The sequence below is a fragment of the Cyclobacterium plantarum genome (genome assembly GCF_011290685.1).
In the GTDB taxonomy this organism is placed as follows: domain Bacteria; phylum Bacteroidota; class Bacteroidia; order Cytophagales; family Cyclobacteriaceae; genus Cyclobacterium; species Cyclobacterium plantarum.
Genome location: NZ_JAANYN010000003.1, coordinates 532,655 through 547,913 on the forward strand (window position 1 = coordinate 532,655; position 15,259 = coordinate 547,913).

At 43.8% G+C, this 15,259-nt stretch carries 12 protein-coding genes; 8 read left to right on the forward strand and 4 right to left on the reverse strand.

What is annotated here, in order from left to right; genetic code table 11:
• The first annotated feature begins 148 nt into the window (after window positions 1-148).
• Entirely contained in the window at window positions 149-376 is a 228-nt protein-coding gene (locus G9Q97_RS10055) for a DUF433 domain-containing protein (protein WP_222851962.1), read from the forward strand.
• Window positions 373-714, forward strand: a complete 342-nt coding sequence (locus G9Q97_RS10060; protein WP_166146387.1) for a DUF5615 family PIN-like protein — start codon at window positions 373-375, stop codon at window positions 712-714. The genes G9Q97_RS10055 and G9Q97_RS10060 overlap by 4 nt, the downstream gene beginning before the upstream one ends.
• Window positions 715-867: 153 nt before the next feature.
• Here the strand turns inward: G9Q97_RS10060 and G9Q97_RS10065 are convergent, their stop codons facing one another.
• A complete protein-coding gene (locus tag G9Q97_RS10065) occupies window positions 868-1,470 on the reverse strand; it encodes a Uma2 family endonuclease (protein WP_166146389.1) in 603 nt (200 codons plus the stop codon).
• Window positions 1,471-1,513: 43 nt separating this feature from the next.
• On the opposite strand from G9Q97_RS10065, the gene G9Q97_RS10070 reads away from it, so the two are divergent.
• The 3 genes from G9Q97_RS10070 to G9Q97_RS10080 all read left to right on the forward strand — a co-directional run bounded on the left by G9Q97_RS10070 (window position 1,514) and on the right by G9Q97_RS10080 (window position 5,126).
• A complete protein-coding gene (locus G9Q97_RS10070; protein ID WP_166146391.1) occupies window positions 1,514-2,167 on the forward strand; it encodes a hypothetical protein in 654 nt (217 codons plus the stop codon).
• Window positions 2,168-2,234: 67 nt separating this feature from the next.
• Complete coding sequence (locus G9Q97_RS10075; RefSeq protein ID WP_166146393.1) at window positions 2,235-3,332, forward strand: peroxiredoxin family protein; 1,098 nt, start codon at window positions 2,235-2,237, stop codon at window positions 3,330-3,332.
• Between the two features lie 327 nt (window positions 3,333-3,659).
• Window positions 3,660-5,126 (forward strand): hypothetical protein, encoded by a 1,467-nt coding sequence (locus G9Q97_RS10080; protein ID WP_166146395.1) that lies wholly within the window; start codon window positions 3,660-3,662, stop codon window positions 5,124-5,126.
• Window positions 5,127-5,520: 394 nt separating this feature from the next.
• On the opposite strand, the gene G9Q97_RS10085 is transcribed toward G9Q97_RS10080, so the two are convergent.
• The 3 genes from G9Q97_RS10085 to G9Q97_RS10095 are packed head-to-tail and all read right to left on the reverse strand — an operon-like array spanning window position 5,521 to window position 11,324.
• Entirely contained in the window at window positions 5,521-6,588 is a 1,068-nt protein-coding gene (locus G9Q97_RS10085) for an NHL repeat-containing protein (protein ID WP_166146397.1), read from the reverse strand.
• 24 nt (window positions 6,589-6,612) lie between these two features.
• Window positions 6,613-8,067 (reverse strand): DUF1501 domain-containing protein, encoded by a 1,455-nt coding sequence (locus G9Q97_RS10090; protein WP_166146399.1) that lies wholly within the window; start codon window positions 8,065-8,067, stop codon window positions 6,613-6,615.
• An 8-nt stretch (window positions 8,068-8,075) separates the two neighbouring features.
• Entirely contained in the window at window positions 8,076-11,324 is a 3,249-nt protein-coding gene (locus G9Q97_RS10095; protein WP_166146401.1) for a DUF1553 domain-containing protein, read from the reverse strand.
• Window positions 11,325-11,468: 144 nt separating this feature from the next.
• Here G9Q97_RS10095 and G9Q97_RS10100 point away from each other — a divergent pair, with 144 nt between their 5' ends.
• From G9Q97_RS10100 to G9Q97_RS10110, 3 genes are all read left to right on the forward strand, one after another.
• Window positions 11,469-12,707 (forward strand): hypothetical protein, encoded by a 1,239-nt coding sequence (locus G9Q97_RS10100; RefSeq protein WP_166146403.1) that lies wholly within the window; start codon window positions 11,469-11,471, stop codon window positions 12,705-12,707.
• A gap of 369 nt (window positions 12,708-13,076) precedes the next feature.
• Complete coding sequence (locus G9Q97_RS10105; RefSeq protein ID WP_166146405.1) at window positions 13,077-13,448, forward strand: BlaI/MecI/CopY family transcriptional regulator; 372 nt, start codon at window positions 13,077-13,079, stop codon at window positions 13,446-13,448.
• Window positions 13,445-15,136, forward strand: a complete 1,692-nt coding sequence (locus tag G9Q97_RS10110; protein WP_166146407.1) for a M56 family metallopeptidase — start codon at window positions 13,445-13,447, stop codon at window positions 15,134-15,136. Before G9Q97_RS10105 ends, G9Q97_RS10110 begins: the two co-directional genes overlap by 4 nt.
• Window positions 15,137-15,259: the final 123 nt, after the last annotated feature.

Genomic DNA, 15,259 nt, shown 5'->3' on the forward strand with positions numbered 1-15,259 from the left:
TAGCATAAGGTCTATTGCCTATGCTGAGTTTAAGATTTTAAGTAAATTTGAATATACAAATCGAAAATACAAATAGCTGAATTGACAGGTCTGTCTGATACAGATTGAAAGTTTTAAATGCTGTATATTTACATAAAAGATTTGCACCATGGTGGACTACAAACAAATTATAACCATTGAACCGGGTAAGCGGGGAGGTAAACCATGCATACGGGGAATGCGGATTACTGTAAGTGATATTTTAGGTTGGATGGCTTCAGGAATGACGGTTCAAGATATCCTAGCCGATTTTGACGAATTGACTGAAGAAGATATTTATGCAGCATTAAGTTTTGCCGCTGATAGGGAAAATAAGGTCTATAAAATCGCTATATGAAGTTTTTGTTTGATCAGAATATTTCTCACAAAATATTAAAATTTATCCCCAATCAATTTTCTGCCTCAAGCACTATCAAAAAGGAAGGTTTACTCAATGCTACTGACCGTGAAATTTGGGAATTTGCAAAGCAAAATGGCTATATTATTGTCACTAATGATTCTGATTTCAATGATTTAAATTTGTTATTTGGATTTCCTCCAAAAATTATTTGGATCCGAACAGGTAATCTTGCTACACAGGACCTGGCTGATCTACTGATAGCAAATGCGGAGGAGATCATTAAATTCAATGAAGATGAAGACTATGGTTGTTTTGAAATAGTGAGAATGAAATAAAAATAGTAAGCTTAAAGGTACTGTTTTCCCGATTAAAGATCGGGCTTATTTCTTAGGGGATCTGGTGTATAATTGAAAAAGGTAGTAACTGCGAAATGCTTCATTTTTTTGGTAGTTACTTACAATAAAAGGCAAAAAGTTAAAAATCTGAGTTTACAACTCCCCAAACACCTCATCCAGATCCAAAACAAACCCCGGAAGTGCCTGGGACCTTATCCGATCACCAAAAGTAAATAGCCGGGAGGGGCGGTATTTCCCGGCTTCCAGGGTATAGATCAGCAAAGTACGCTCGTCGGGATGTACCACCCAGTATTCCTTCACACCGGAGGTTTCGTACACTTCGTATTTCAGTTGAATCTCTATCTTGTTATTTCCCGGAGAGAGGATCTCCACGATCAGGTCCGGGGCACCCACACAGCCCAGCTCATCCAGCTTATTCGGGTCACAAACCACGCAAAGATCCGGCTGCACGACGGTGTCAATATCCTCGTGTCGCCTTGATGCTAAGGGAAGCCGCACATCGAAGGGTGCCGGATATACTTTGCAAGTTTTTTCTTTCAAAAATTCATAAAACCTGTTGGCCAATATCATGGAGACTTCTTGGTGAATCCGCCTGGGGGCGGCGGCCGCCTGTCGGAATACCTTTCCCCGAATCAGCTCCACCATCTCATCCAACTGCCAGGTGAGGTAATCGGCATAAGAATAGTTTCCATACCCGGCAATGGGTTCATTGACTTTATCTTGGGGCTTTTCCATAGTTGCTATACCAATTAAGAACTATTTCTAAAGATAACAAGATTTGGGCAAATCCGCCAGGGTTAAAACAAGGATAAGGTATTCCGGTATAGGCATTTGGTCATGGCCTTCCCTATCCGTCGTTATTCAGGATTTTTTCGTCTTAAAAGAAGAGGAGAGAATAATAAGGATAGTAAAAATAAAAACTACATTTTTAAATGTGTTTTTAATCCTTTCTTTTTACAAGGAGGAGGTTGACAATGTAATTTTGACTATCATGAAGAGAATAGTAGTTTTTAAAAGAAAATGGATCGTTTTTTTTATTATGATTCACTCTACGCTAATTGTGACCAGTTGTGTTGAAGACATGACTATATCTCCTCTTGAGACAGAATTCCAACTGCTTGATGCTTCAGATAATCTCACTATTTCATTTAAAGAAGGTGAGGATTTTGTATTTGACTATCGAATAGTCAATTCCGGAAACATAGATGTTTCATGGGAAGGCGCAAATGATGGATCAATCCCCCTATTTCCTGTATTTAAGATTTTAAATAAAAATGATAAATCCTTAGTAGGTTCGGTGTATGATCCAAAATTAATCCGTTTTGATTTAGACCTGGGCCGAACCCTTACACCCGGTGAGGATGTTGTTATTAGGGTTATATGGTTAGGAAATTTGGAAAAAACCGAAGTTACATGGGGAGGTCATTGTTAGGGGACGTCAAATTAATTTTTTATTTCACATAACATAACATTATCTTTAACTAAATATCGCAACAACCATGGCAAGATTATTCCTGATTACCGGCTTTATTTGGTTATTAATAAGCTGTCAATCCAATCCAGAGGAGGTTCTCGGGCTGGCAAAGCAAAAAATGGAAGATAATGCATATATCTCCTACAGCTATTTTTCCCTTTGGCCAGACATGATAGGGGAAAATGACACCATTGCAGGTACCTCCCAATTTAAAAGAAATAAAAATACCTATTTTGATTATGATTTTATAAGCCAACGGGATAAATATGACCTCATCTATGTTGGAGATGAATACAAGCAAATCCTTCACGGGGATAGTGTGGTTATTGTGTATACAACAAAAGACATCGAAAAGGAGTCTATTCGAATGAATGAGCTGATGGTAACAAATTATTCTCCTATGATGCTTTTGAAAGCAGGGGAATGGAGGTATAGAAGTGACACAGCCATTTTAGACAAACAGCTTTTGGATTTTTTTAAAGTGGAAACGGATACTGTAATAAAAGACATCAATATTTATACCGAAAACCATCTTTTTATAAATCCTCATTCAGCTTTGGTGGAGCGTTACGAAAGGAGGCTTTATCACAATGGTAAAGAAAAACAGTTTATAATCTATACCTTTTCTGATTATGATTTCCATAACGATCCTTTGGAACTCACTTATTCCTATCCCAGCCATTATGTGTCTAAAATGGCCACCGAAAAGGAAAAGCTGCATCGTTTAGAAGCAGGTCTGCCTGCTCCTGAATTTGAGTTAATGGATATGGAAGGGCGAAACATCAACCTATCAGATCTCAGGGGGCAAAAAGTGCTGATTAATTTTTCTATGATCAATTGTGGTTGGTGTAAAGTTGCCCTCGACAATTTCAATGACGAAGAATTTGAATTCGCTGAGGGGATTACCGCTTTGTATATTAATCCTGTGGACAGTAAGGAGGATATGGCAAAATACCTGAAGAAATTCACTGTTCCTTTTCCTGTTATCCCCGAAGCCAAATCGGTCGGCAAATCTTATGGAGTAAGCGGATACCCGACTTTCTACCTGATAAATGAAAAAGGAGTAATTGAAAATGTTATTTCCGGATACCAAGAGGATTTTATTAATAGTTTAAGAAGGTAATTATTGCAGCAACTCTTTTTCCTGACCTGAAATTTACCTCTGTTTTGTATCTGTCCTATAAACCAATATTTCAAAAATGATAAGCTAATTTTTTTATTAATATTACAATAATATTATAATTTTTTTTCAATATCTTTATTTTGGATTAGTATTGCCTGTCTTTTTTTATCAGGAACTGGTGTAATCCCAAGAAAATTAAGCCACTAAGGCATAGCTAAGTTGTGATGAAGTAGATAATAGCAAAGAACCTGTTGATTTTAAAGCGGCTCCACCGAGTTACGGATAATTCATAGTATTATCTGGGTTTAATCATAAAATGACTTAATTATGTTTCTAAATCAATTTTTACTGACCAGATCTCCTAATTTTAAAGAAAAATGGAACCAATTAAATTGGAAAAAGGAATCTATTGGAAATGGGGAATTTACCCTTTTTTGCCATCCAAACATCAACGTAGTTAAAAACTCCACGGGGAATCCCAATTTATTTTTAATTGGGTCTCTATATGATTGGGAATTCCCTGAATTAACTGACCAAGAAATCATCGACGAATTATCAAAAGGTTCGGCGTCAACATTGTTTGATAGAGTTTCAAAATATACCGGAGAGTTTATCATTATTTTTTCTTCGGAAGATTCATTAATTATTTTTCATGATGCGACTGGTCAAAGAGAAATCTATTATGATTTATCGTTTGATAATGTTGCCTCACAAGTTTCCTTGCTTGCCCAGGGAATTGAATTGATTCCTCATGACAATAAACATGCGATTGAATTTTATAATTCAGAGGTATTTAAGAAACGAAAGCTTCTTATTGGTGATTCAACACATGTTAAGAATGTTAAACATTTAAATTGTAACCATTTTATTGATCTAAAAAGAGGAAAGGTTACAAGATTTTATCCCAATAAAAATTTGCCTGAAAGGTCTTTGAATGATGCAGGGAGGATAGCAGCGACCATGATTAAAGGCTATTTAAAAGCAATCTTTAATAGACACCAAAAAATTGCCTTGGCAGTTACCGGAGGCTATGACAGTAGAATATTATTTTTGGCAAGTTTAGAGATTCCTGAAGAAAAATGCACCTATTACGTCTTAAAGAGGTTAAACATGCCAGATAACCATCATGATATTGTCCTATCCGGTAAATTAACTCGTGCTTACGGTAAAAAAATCGTCATTTTAGATGCTTCTAAAATTCCAAAAATGGAGGATATATCAGATGTGAAAAAAAGCCTGGATTTTCCTCCAAATGAAGTATTAGAAGATGTTTTTAAGGGCCAAGTGTACATCAATGGGAATGTCTTTGAAATTGCAAGAAGCGTATTTGGATATGCAAAAAATGTTACTGCTGAGGATTTGGCTTTTATTACGGGGAATGGGAAATTAAAATTCCCTACGTTAATTTATAAGGAATGGATAAAGAATACCTCGGAGTTTAAAAAGTTAGGTTATGATTTTATGGATTTCCTGTATTGGGAAGATCGGATGGGAATTTGGCTTAGCAAGAGTCGGACCGAACAATTGGCATTAAATAAAATTATTAAATCTCCATATAATTCAAGACAACTTATTGACATTTTACTTTCTGTTAATAAAAAGCATAGAGGTTTGCACCATAATGCATTACAGAAAAAAATTATTGCCATTCTGTCAGAGAATAATAAGGAGGTAACAAAATTACCTATTAATCCTACCCGATCAGCAAAGTTTTTTATAATATTATTCAAAATGAATTTATACAATACATTCAGGTATATTTGTTTAAAGTTAAGATTGCTAGGTGAATTCTAGAAATAAATATAATTTTAATCAATAAGTATTTTTAATTCCGGATTTGACGACAGGGGAAAAATTACGCTTTAATGGGTGAATCGTAGTATTGCGAACCCAAATAGATAGAATTATGCAATGGGTTTGTAGTGCCGGTTCGGACTTCATGCTGGATAGGCTGTGATTACATGAACCAGTCTGTTTGGAGATTGAGTTACAGGTGATTTTCATTTTTGCGTAAAAATCCCTCCCCACTCTGGTCGGGACAGGCTCTGCCTTCCGCCGCGGCGGAGAGATTTGCCTATTTACCGATGACGGTTTAATTATAAAATAGGTCGAACTCACGTTTGTAATCAACGTTGACGCCCTGTGTAAAATCCTGAGAAAAATGTTGTTCTTGCCAAAGGCTAAAAAATTAAACCCGGTGCAATTTATACGGATACACCCCATCTGCGTTCCACTGGCAAACATACAGGTTTTTGTCCCGGTCCAGGCAGACATCGTGACAATGCCGGAATACCGGTTGTTCCTGTAGCATGAGTGTCAATTTTCCGTTTTCATACTGAGGCTCCGTACCTCCCGGATTGGAGACCACCCGGTTTTCCTGGTCAAGAATGGTCACAAAGCCCCTGTTCAGTTGCATGTTATAATTGCCCTCCGTCATGCCAAAGCAGACACCTGAATAGATGTTTTCTCCATCCACTATCGGCCGGCTGACAAAGGCTCCCGGCAGGTAGTATTCTTCTATGTACTCCCCGTCAAGTGTAAACCGTTTGAAGGAATTCTTGATGCGCGCAGTACAAAGCAGGGTAGGGTTGGCGGCATCCCTGTAGTCCAGGGCTACCCCATGGGCCTGCTTGAATTTGTTGGGTTGCAGGAAGCTGTCCCCGCCAAACTTTCTAATGAATTGACCTTCGGCATCGTATTGTAAAATAAACTGCGATCCGTAGCCGTCTGCCACATAAATATCCCCATTGGGCCCTATGGCGGTCTCGGTCGGCCGGTAAGCTGATGTTTCATCGTAAGCCCCCAGTTCGGCAGGATGTTCCAATTCCACTAGGATTTTTCCTTCCAGGCTGCACTTGACCACCCTGCCCAAACCCGGATCGGTGATATACAGGTATTCTGCATCTCCCTCATCATGAATGCTCAGGCCATGAGCACCCGGGAAGGAGAGGGTCCAGGAGTCCAGTAGCTTTCCTGATGTATCATAAATAATGACATTGTTCTGGGGGTGATCGGTCAGCATCAGAAGCCTTCCGGTTTTGTCCATCACCATCTCATGGCAGTTTTTAACGGGGTGCTTTTGGGGATCCAGGTCACCCCATCCTTTCTCTACCCGGTACCTGAAATCCCCATGACCCAGGATTTCTTCCTCCAGCTTTGGGGCAGTTGGTTTGATGTAAAAAGCAGATAAGCCGGAGACGGACAGAGCCCCTCCGGTTAAAACCGTATTTTTCAGGAATTTTCTTCTTTGGTTCATTTTAATTGCCCATTTTGGATTTTCTCAAGCCAAAAGGTCTTTTACCACCTGCCCATGTACATCGGTCAGCCGGAAGCGCCTGCCCTGGTGCTTGAAGGTGAGTTTCTCATGGTCTACGCCTAACAGGTGCAGCAGGGTGGCCTGGAAATCATGCACGTGCACGGGGTTTCTGGCCACGTTATAGCTGAATTCATCTGTTTCCCCATAGACCATGCCTTTTTTTACCCCGGCTCCGGCCATCCACATGGTGAAGCAGCCCGGATGGTGGTCACGACCGTAATTGTCGGCCGTCAGCCTGCCTTGTGAAAAGCTGGTGCGTCCAAACTCGCCACCCCAGACCACCAGGGTATCCTCCAGGAGCCCCCTTTGTTTGAGATCCTGGATAAGCCCGGCCGTAGCCTGATCGGTGCTGAGTGCCTGCCTTTTGATGCCTGCCGGTAAACTGCCGTGCTGGTCCCAGCCCATGTGGTATAGCTGGATAAACTTTACGTCCCGTTCGGCCAGCCTCCTGGCCTGAAGGCAATTGGAAGCATAGGTGCCCGGGATTCGGGCATCTTCTCCGTACAATTCGTAGATGTAATCCGGTTCATTGGAGGTATCCACTGCATCCGGAACGGAGTTCTGCATTTTATAGGCCATTTCGTACTGGCTGATTTTGGATTGGATTTCCGGGTCTTCCCATAGATCATATTGCCTTTCGTTCAACTTTTTGATATGATCCAAAGCCCTCCTGCGGTCATGGTCGTGGACTCCATGCGGATTGTTCAGGTACAGAACCGGGTCTTTGCCTGAGCGGAATTGTATGCCCTGATGGTGGGAGGGAAGAAAGCCATTGCTCCAGGCATTGGAATTCAGGGGTTGGGACCCTGAGCTTTTGGAAAGCAAGACCACAAAATTGGGCAGGTTTTCGTTGTCACTGCCGAGTCCGTAACTCAGCCAGGAACCGATGGAGGGCCTGCCGCTCAGTTGGGAGCCTGTTTGCATGAACATGACGGCAGGTTCGTGGTTGATGGCATCGGTGATCATGGATTTGACGATGCAGAGCTCGTCCACCACCTGTGCGGTATAGGGAAACAAATCGCTAACCCAGGCGCCGGATTGTCCGTATTGCTTGAAATCATAGATGGACTTCACCAGGGGAAAGGTGGATTGATCGGCCACCATGCCCGAATTGCGCTGGGTGCCCTGTACCGATGGGGGGATTTCTTTCCCGTGCCATTTGGCCAGGGAGGGCTTGTAATCAAAGGTTTCTATCTGAGAGGGCCCCCCGGATTGGAAAAGGTAGATCACCCGTTTTGCTTTGGCCGGAAAATGGGTGCCATTCAATATGCCGCCCAGTCCCGGATCGCCCAGGCTTCCTCCCCAGGCCCCCGTTTGCCCCAAAATACCGGACAGGGCGATAGACCCAAATCCAAGGGAAGCTTTTTTCAAAAAGCCCCGACGGCTTTCTCCGAATAGTTTATGTTCATTTTCATTCATGACTTGCGTTATCTTATGGTGTATCCATCGGTGGTGTTCATGATGCCGTTGATCACAGTGGCCAGTGCGGCTACCTGAACAGGATCCAGAGATGGGTCAGTAGCATGGCTCCCTGTACTGAGATAGGCCAGGGTTTCTGCTTTATTTTTGGCAAACCTTTCCCTTTCTTCCCGGTGAAACTCCCTGATGATTTGTAGTTCTTGTTCATCCGGCTGTCTTCCGGTGCTCAGTTGGAAAGCATTTACCAATTGATTGTCGGGAGGGTAGTTGCTGATGAGCTTCTCTGCCGTTACCCTGGCAGCCTCCACGAATTGAGGATCGTTCAGCAGGACCAGTGCCTGTAAGGGCGTGCTGGTCTCCGTTCTGCGCACCTTGCATTCCGCCCGGTCTCCCACATCGAAGATCATCATGGATGGTGGTCCGGAGGTTCTTTTCCAGATGGTATATAAACTTCTCCGATAAAGCCCTTCACCAGGTTCCTGCTGATAGCGGTAGCGCCAGGATTTGGTGCTGATTTCATCCCATAGCCCTTCCGGCTGGTAGGGATAGGTACTTTCCCCTCCGATTTTGGGGACCAAAAGTCCACTTATGGCCAGGGCATTGTCACGGATCATCTCGGCGGTCATGCGAAAGCTGGGGCCCCGGGCCAATAATTCGTTGTCCGGATCTTTCTCCTGCAATTCGGGACGGGTTTTGGAAGATTGCTGGTAAGTGGCAGACATCACAATCAGTTTATGCATCTTTTTGATATCCCATCCTGATTCCCGAAAATTGATGGCGAGCCAATCCAGTAGCTCAGGGTGTGTGGGCATGCTGCCCTGGTTGCCAAAATCATCCGGGGTTTTTACCAGGCCATTTCCGAAATGCATTTGCCAAATGCGGTTGACAAAAACCCGTGAAGGAAGCGGATTTTCAGGAGCAAATAGCCATTTGGCCAACCCAAGTCGATTTTGGGGCAGGTCCTGGTCATAGGGAAGTACAGCCTTGGGGATGTCCGGAAAAACCTCTTCGGTAGGCGCACTGTAGAGGCCCCGGTCAAGGATATAAGTAGGCCTGGGTTCTGGCAGGTCTCCCATGACCATTATCTCCGGGATATCGGTAGTATTTTCGGCCCTTCGTTTTCTCAACTGGAGTAGCTCCGACTTCAATTGCCTGGATTCAGCATTTTGTGTTTGGAAAAAATGTTGCTGCAGGATTTCATTGTTTCTTCCTTCCCCCGGCTTGTCGATTACATCCCGGGCCTTTTTGGGGTCCGCTGCATGCAGGATTTCCAGCCCGGTCAAGGCCCTGTCATAGATTTTCAGCTCATCGAGACCTCCATTAAGAAAGGTTTTCATCTTGTCCCTCACCCCGAGTACAAATCCCCGGAAGCCATAGGTGTGTATATCCGGTTCAAATAAAATGGATTTGTAGATATGATCTGCTTCTACGGTTACCGGCACTTTTTTTCCGTCTACATACAGGCCAATGCCTGCCGCTTTGCCCATCCCATCATAAGTAATGCTGATATCAGACCATTTTTTTACAGGGATTGGCTCCTTGCTTTTCACCTGCAGGGCATTGCTGGGCCAGCTGAAGGCCATGATAAAATTCAGCTTGTTGTCTTCCAGGAACAAGGAGTAACCTTTTAAACCCAGCCGGATGTCCTCGCAATGGGTAAACAAAACCGCTTCCTTGTACAAGGTGTCCGGGTAAACGGAGAGGGATACCGTAAAGGGGTCTGTCTGGTCAAACCAGCCCACTTTATCCGGAAGGGAGAGCGTGGTAAAATCGTTGATGAAAACGCCATTGGCACCTTCCCGGATATCTGGCTCCCTGATTATGGCAGGAGCTGTTTGGGGAACCAGTCCGGGACTTTTGAAAACTTTTTGATTGGCCTCTGGTCGCAAATTGTCAAAATCATAGGCCACCTGCAGTCCCTTCTTTAGCCCCTGCTGAATGGAGGCGGCATTGCTCTCCGGTCCTGCCAGCCAGGTTTCCAGGTCTTTGCTGCTTTTGTTTTCCAATTCGCGAAGCCTGGACTGCCCGGTTTGAAGTTCATTGTCAATATAGTTCAGTATATTGTCCTGCTCCTCGCTGGTCAATAGCAAGGAAGGACCCGGCACCTGGCCTGGGCCATAAACGGCGGTACCTATTTCATTGGTACTGTTAAAAAAGGCAGAAAATTCATAATACTCCTTCTGGCTGATGGGGTCATATTTATGGTCGTGGCAACGGGCGCACTCCATACTCAGGCCGAGGATGGCTTTTCCAACGGTGTTGGTGCGGTCTGCCACATATTCGGCACGGTACTCTTCAAATACGATTCCGGCCTCCGAATTTCTTTTATGAAGTCTGTTGAAAGCTGTGGCCAGAATGCTTTCCTGACTTGGATTTTCAATCAGGTCCCCGGCCAATTGCCAGGTCACGAATTGGTCATAGGGCATGTTTTGGTTGAAGGCTTCGATTACCCAATCGCGGTAGGGACTGAAATCCCGGTGCTTGTCATCCAGGTAGCCGTCCGAATCTGCATAGCGGGCCACATCCATCCAATCTGCCGCCATGCGCTCCCCGTAGGCTGGAGAAGCCAGTAACCTGTCCACCAGTTTTTCATAGGCATTGGAGGAATTGTCTGCCACAAAACGTTCGATTTCTTCCAGGGAAGGGGGCAAACCAGTCAGGTCAAAACTAAGTCTGCGGATAAGGATTTCCTTAGCAGCCTTTTCAGAAGGCGGGAGACCTGATTTCTGCAGGCTGGATCCCACAAAATGATCAATCTCATTGTTCGCCCATTCTTTGTTTTCCACTTCGGGGATTTTCGGACTTGCCGGAGGAATAAATGACCAGTGGGGTTTGTATTCCGCTCCCTGTTCGATCCATTTGGTGAGGATGGCTTTTTCTTCCGTGCTTAGGCTTAAATTGGACTCTGGTGGGGGCATGACCAATTCCTTGTCCCCGGAAAAGATGCGATCGACGAGTTTGCTTTTTCCTGGTTTTCCCGGTACAATGGCATAGTGTCCAGAATTGCTCTTCAGGCTGGCTAAGGCAAATTCTTCTATATCCAGCCTGAGGTCTGCTTCCTGATTGGCAGCATCCGGACCGTGACAGGCAAAACACTTGTCTGAAAGGATGGGCTTGACATGATAATTGAAGTCAATGGCTTCAGGTAGATCAGAGTAGGCCTCTTGTATTGCTTCCGGTCTTTCCCAACCGCAACTTATCCAGCCTATGGATAAACCGATAATGGGCAAAAGATTTCTGAATGCAATACGGCTCATGTAATTTGGGTTTATAAACAAGGTTTTTGTCTTTTGGACTATCTCCAAATATAATTGGAAATTTGCCCAATTACCAAGGAGAAAAACCGTTTTGTTAACTGTTAAAGTTATTGATTATCTTTAAGAAAAAAAAGAAATTACGGGATGGAGAAGGCTGTTTTTCTGGAGCTTACGGAGAAGATCATCAAGAGTAAGGGTTTTGGGCGATCCACTACCTATGCCAATTTACTGCGGTTTCTGGTTCGTAGTTCCCTGGATGAGGATGCGCCCAAAGAGACGATTATTGCGGCCGAAGTGTTTGGTAAGCCGGACTTTGATCCTTCGGAAAGTACCCTCATACGGGTATACGTGTACAAATTGCGGGAAAAGTTGCGCAATTATTACGCTGGGGAGGGTAGCGGGGATCCGTACCGGCTGCGCATACCCAAGGGGAGCTACGGGATCGTGTTTGAAAAGGCGAAGCACCAATCCGGAATTTTGCGGCTCCTTCAGCAGAAAACCGTTCGGCTCGGCCTGATGGGTGGGACCCTTGCCTGCCTGTTACTGCTGGCCTGGTTTCAGCTAGGGCGAGGCGAGGACGGCTCTCTAAGGGAAAGTATCTGGTCGGATTTGGTCAGCAATGGTTTTCCGACGGCGGTATTTTTGGGGGACCTGTTTATCTATCTGGAGGAGGACAGTCTCGCCGGGATGAGCCGAACCATCCGGGATCCCGACATCAACGGACTGTCCGATTTTGCCTCCTTTCGGAAGGATGATCACCGGGAGGGTGTGCAAACCACCGCCTTGTCCTATGGCCTGCTTGTTCGGGGAAGCTTGCAGTGGATCAAGGACCTCACCCGCCTATTTGACGCGGCCGGGCATTTCTTTTCCATCCGGACCATTTCCCGCTTCAATCCCAAAGAATTGCAGGACCAGAATTTTGTGGTAGTGGGGATGATCAAAACATTGGGTTTGTTCACGGATTATTTCAATTACTCCCGGTTTGCCTATGACGAGGCCGGGGAAGCATTGATTCTGGAAAAGGGGGATGCTGCCGAAAGGCAGGTTTTTACTCCAACTGGTGATCCGGATGGCTACCATACGGATTACGGCTTTATGGCCAAATTTCCCGGTCCAAACCAAAATACCGTTTACCTTTTCTGTGGTCTTTGGGATACCGGAGCCACGCAGAGCCTTAAAAACTTCACGGATACCTCTCTCCGGCAAGCTATCGAAAGTGAAATAGCCGGGCAATTGGGGGAGGTACCACGCTATTTTGAAGTACTTTTTGAAGTTTCCGGCATTGACCGCACGGAGCTTAGCACAAAGCTGATCCATGTATTTCCGCTGGAGGAACCTGCCACTTTTTGGGTAGACCCAGGGGGCGACACCCTAAACCGTTGAGGTCTTTGAGACCTCGATACCTGTAACCTTTGAGGTCTTTGGGACCTCGAAGGTTTTTTGCGTGTACGTTCTTAGGAAAGACCTTCGGGGTTGGGAAAACCCCAAAGGTCAGGATTCTTCTATAACCGTTGAGGTCTTCGAGACCTCGACGGTTTTTTTCGCGTACGCTCTTAGGAGAGACCTTCGGGGTTGGAAAAACCCCAAAGGTCAATGTCTATAACCGTTGAGGTCTTTGAGACCTCAACGGTTTTTTCGGGCAAGTTCCGCAAAAAGACCTTTGGGGTTGGAAAAACCCCAAAGGTCAGGGGAAGCTTTGGATAAACTGATTTTTATTCTATATTTGTAGAGTAGTATCTAAAACAATAGAATATGAACCTTTCAAATGCTGAAGAGCAACTTATGAATTTGATTTGGGAAAAAGGAAGGGCTTTTATGAAAGACATACTGGCCTCCTATCCAGAGCCCAAGCCGGCAAATACAACGGTGGCTACCCTGCTCAAAAGATTGCAGGAAAAAGGGGCCATCCGTTTTGAGTTATACGGCAACTCCCGCGCCTATTTCCCCGTGGTGGACAAGAATGACTATTTCTCCAGAAAAGTAAACACCATGATCAAAAAATTCTTTAATGATTCTCCGGCCCAGTTTGCTTCCTTTTTTACCAAAGAGACGGAATTGGACACAAAGGAACTGGAGGATCTGAAAAAAATTATTGAAGAACAATTAAAATCCCAGAAGCGATGACTGCATTTATCTTAAAGGCTACGATTGCTTTGCTTGTCTTTTATGCTTTTTATCGACTCTTTTTGGTGAAGGAGCGCATGTTTGGCTTCAACCGTTTTTTCCTGATTTTTGCGCTCTGTTTTTCCCTGATGGTGCCCTTTCTTCAGGTACCCTTAAGCTTTCAAATCGGGGAAGATTTATTTCCAGAAAAGGTGCCTGCTGCATTCAGCAGTGAAATAAGTTCAGAAAACGATACATTCCCAACGCAAAGAGGGCTACAGGATGAAGTGGAAGCTTCCCTTATTGCACAATCGGATACTGTTGTCCCCTGGAATACCCTGTTAATGGGGATTTATTTGTCTGGCCTTTTCTTTTTTTTAGTCCGGTTTATTATTCAGTTGGTACAGCTGATGCGAATGATTCGGAATAATCTAACCCTGAAAGCAAATGATTGTACCTACGTATTATTGAAGGAAAATACCCTGCCTTTTACCTTTTTACATTTTCTATTTGTCGAAAAAGCATCCTTCCAGGATAAGACCATAGAAAAAGAGATTTTATTTCATGAATTGACCCATATTCGGCAGCGGCACAGTTGGGACATATTGTTTTTGGAGGTGCTAAAAGTTGTCTTTTGGTTTAACCCGGTTTTCCTGCTTTACAAAAATGCGATGCAGTTGAATCATGAATTTCTGGCAGATGAAGCCGTAATTGGCAGATTCCGCAACAAAGCTGCCTACCAGTGGCTTTTATTCCATAAAATTTCAGGAAAAGAGCCTGCTTTATCGATCAGAAGTCCTTTCAACTTCTCCTCTACCCGAAGCAGGTTAATCATGATGGGCCAATCCAGTTCAAAACTGAAGACCAGGCTACTTAAATCACTTAGCCTGTTTATGACAGGTTTTCTGATGGTTTTTTTGTCCTCCGGCCAATCTTATGATTCGGCCACGATTTATGCTGAAAATGACTATGAGCAAATTCTGGCAGGAGCATTAAGGGAGGGGAATCCTTTTGAGTTGGAATTGAACAAACTGGACCTTACCGCCCTTCGAACAGCCTACCTGGAGCTGAATGAGATCGAAAAATCGGAAAGTACGTCATTTCCCTTTTTTGATGATTTGGCATTTGAGAAATTGCTGGCCTTGCAGCAAGCCTATCCGGAGGTGAAAACAAGTATTCTTTATGAAAGCCCCCCTGCTAAAAAAGAAATTGAAAAGGATGTTTTTGAACGATGGATAAAAACCAGGAATATCTCATTCACCATTGATGACAGGGAAATTGAAAAAGCTGAAATAGAAAACTATCAGCCTGCTGATTTTGCGCGATTTACCGTACGGGAAACCGAAGCGGGAGGATTGTTCAAGAAACCTAGCTACAGTGTTAGCTTAATGACCCATGACTATTATGATGATAAATATGTTAAACCGGGGAAAAAAATAGAAGGCATTCAAGCCGATTATTCCAATGGAGCTAATGTAGAGGTTCCATATTGGCAACAAAACACCGAAACAAAGGATGGTAAAACATCCAAAAGCTTCCCTGAAAACTATGAAGCATCCATCTTTCACCAGTTGAGGGTTATTGATCCTGTCCAATTGTATAAGGAAATCAAAAAGCCAATCAAATATGATCCGTCAAAAAGTTTTTCAATTGCAATATTCGCCGGGGAGGGAAAACCGCTGTTGTTTATGAAATTGCCCACCATTTAATCATGCGATCCAAATGGTATGGCCTATAGGGTGCTTTGATAAATGAAGAATTTGAAACCAAAGGTCAGGATTCTACTATAACCGTTGAGGTCTTTGAGACCTCGACGGTTTTAACGTCCGGGC

Bases quoted from the DNA above. Each gene is read 5' to 3' on its own strand.
- G9Q97_RS10080 (WP_166146395.1), top strand. From the start codon at position 3,660: ATGTTTCTAAATCAATTTTTACTGACCAGATCTCCTAATTTTAAAGAA.
- G9Q97_RS10060 (WP_166146387.1), top strand. From the start codon at position 373: ATGAAGTTTTTGTTTGATCAGAATATTTCTCACAAAATATTAAAATTT.
- G9Q97_RS10075 (WP_166146393.1), top strand. From the start codon at position 2,235: ATGGCAAGATTATTCCTGATTACCGGCTTTATTTGGTTATTAATAAGC.
- G9Q97_RS10095 (WP_166146401.1), bottom strand. From the start codon at position 11,324: ATGAGCCGTATTGCATTCAGAAATCTTTTGCCCATTATCGGTTTATCC.
- G9Q97_RS10085 (WP_166146397.1), bottom strand. From the start codon at position 6,588: ATGAACCAAAGAAGAAAATTCCTGAAAAATACGGTTTTAACCGGAGGG.
- G9Q97_RS10055 (WP_222851962.1), top strand. From the start codon at position 149: ATGGTGGACTACAAACAAATTATAACCATTGAACCGGGTAAGCGGGGA.
- G9Q97_RS10065 (WP_166146389.1), bottom strand. From the start codon at position 1,470: ATGGAAAAGCCCCAAGATAAAGTCAATGAACCCATTGCCGGGTATGGA.
- G9Q97_RS10100 (WP_166146403.1), top strand. From the start codon at position 11,469: ATGGAGAAGGCTGTTTTTCTGGAGCTTACGGAGAAGATCATCAAGAGT.
- G9Q97_RS10090 (WP_166146399.1), bottom strand. From the start codon at position 8,067: ATGAATGAAAATGAACATAAACTATTCGGAGAAAGCCGTCGGGGCTTT.
- G9Q97_RS10110 (WP_166146407.1), top strand. From the start codon at position 13,445: ATGACTGCATTTATCTTAAAGGCTACGATTGCTTTGCTTGTCTTTTAT.
- G9Q97_RS10105 (WP_166146405.1), top strand. From the start codon at position 13,077: ATGAACCTTTCAAATGCTGAAGAGCAACTTATGAATTTGATTTGGGAA.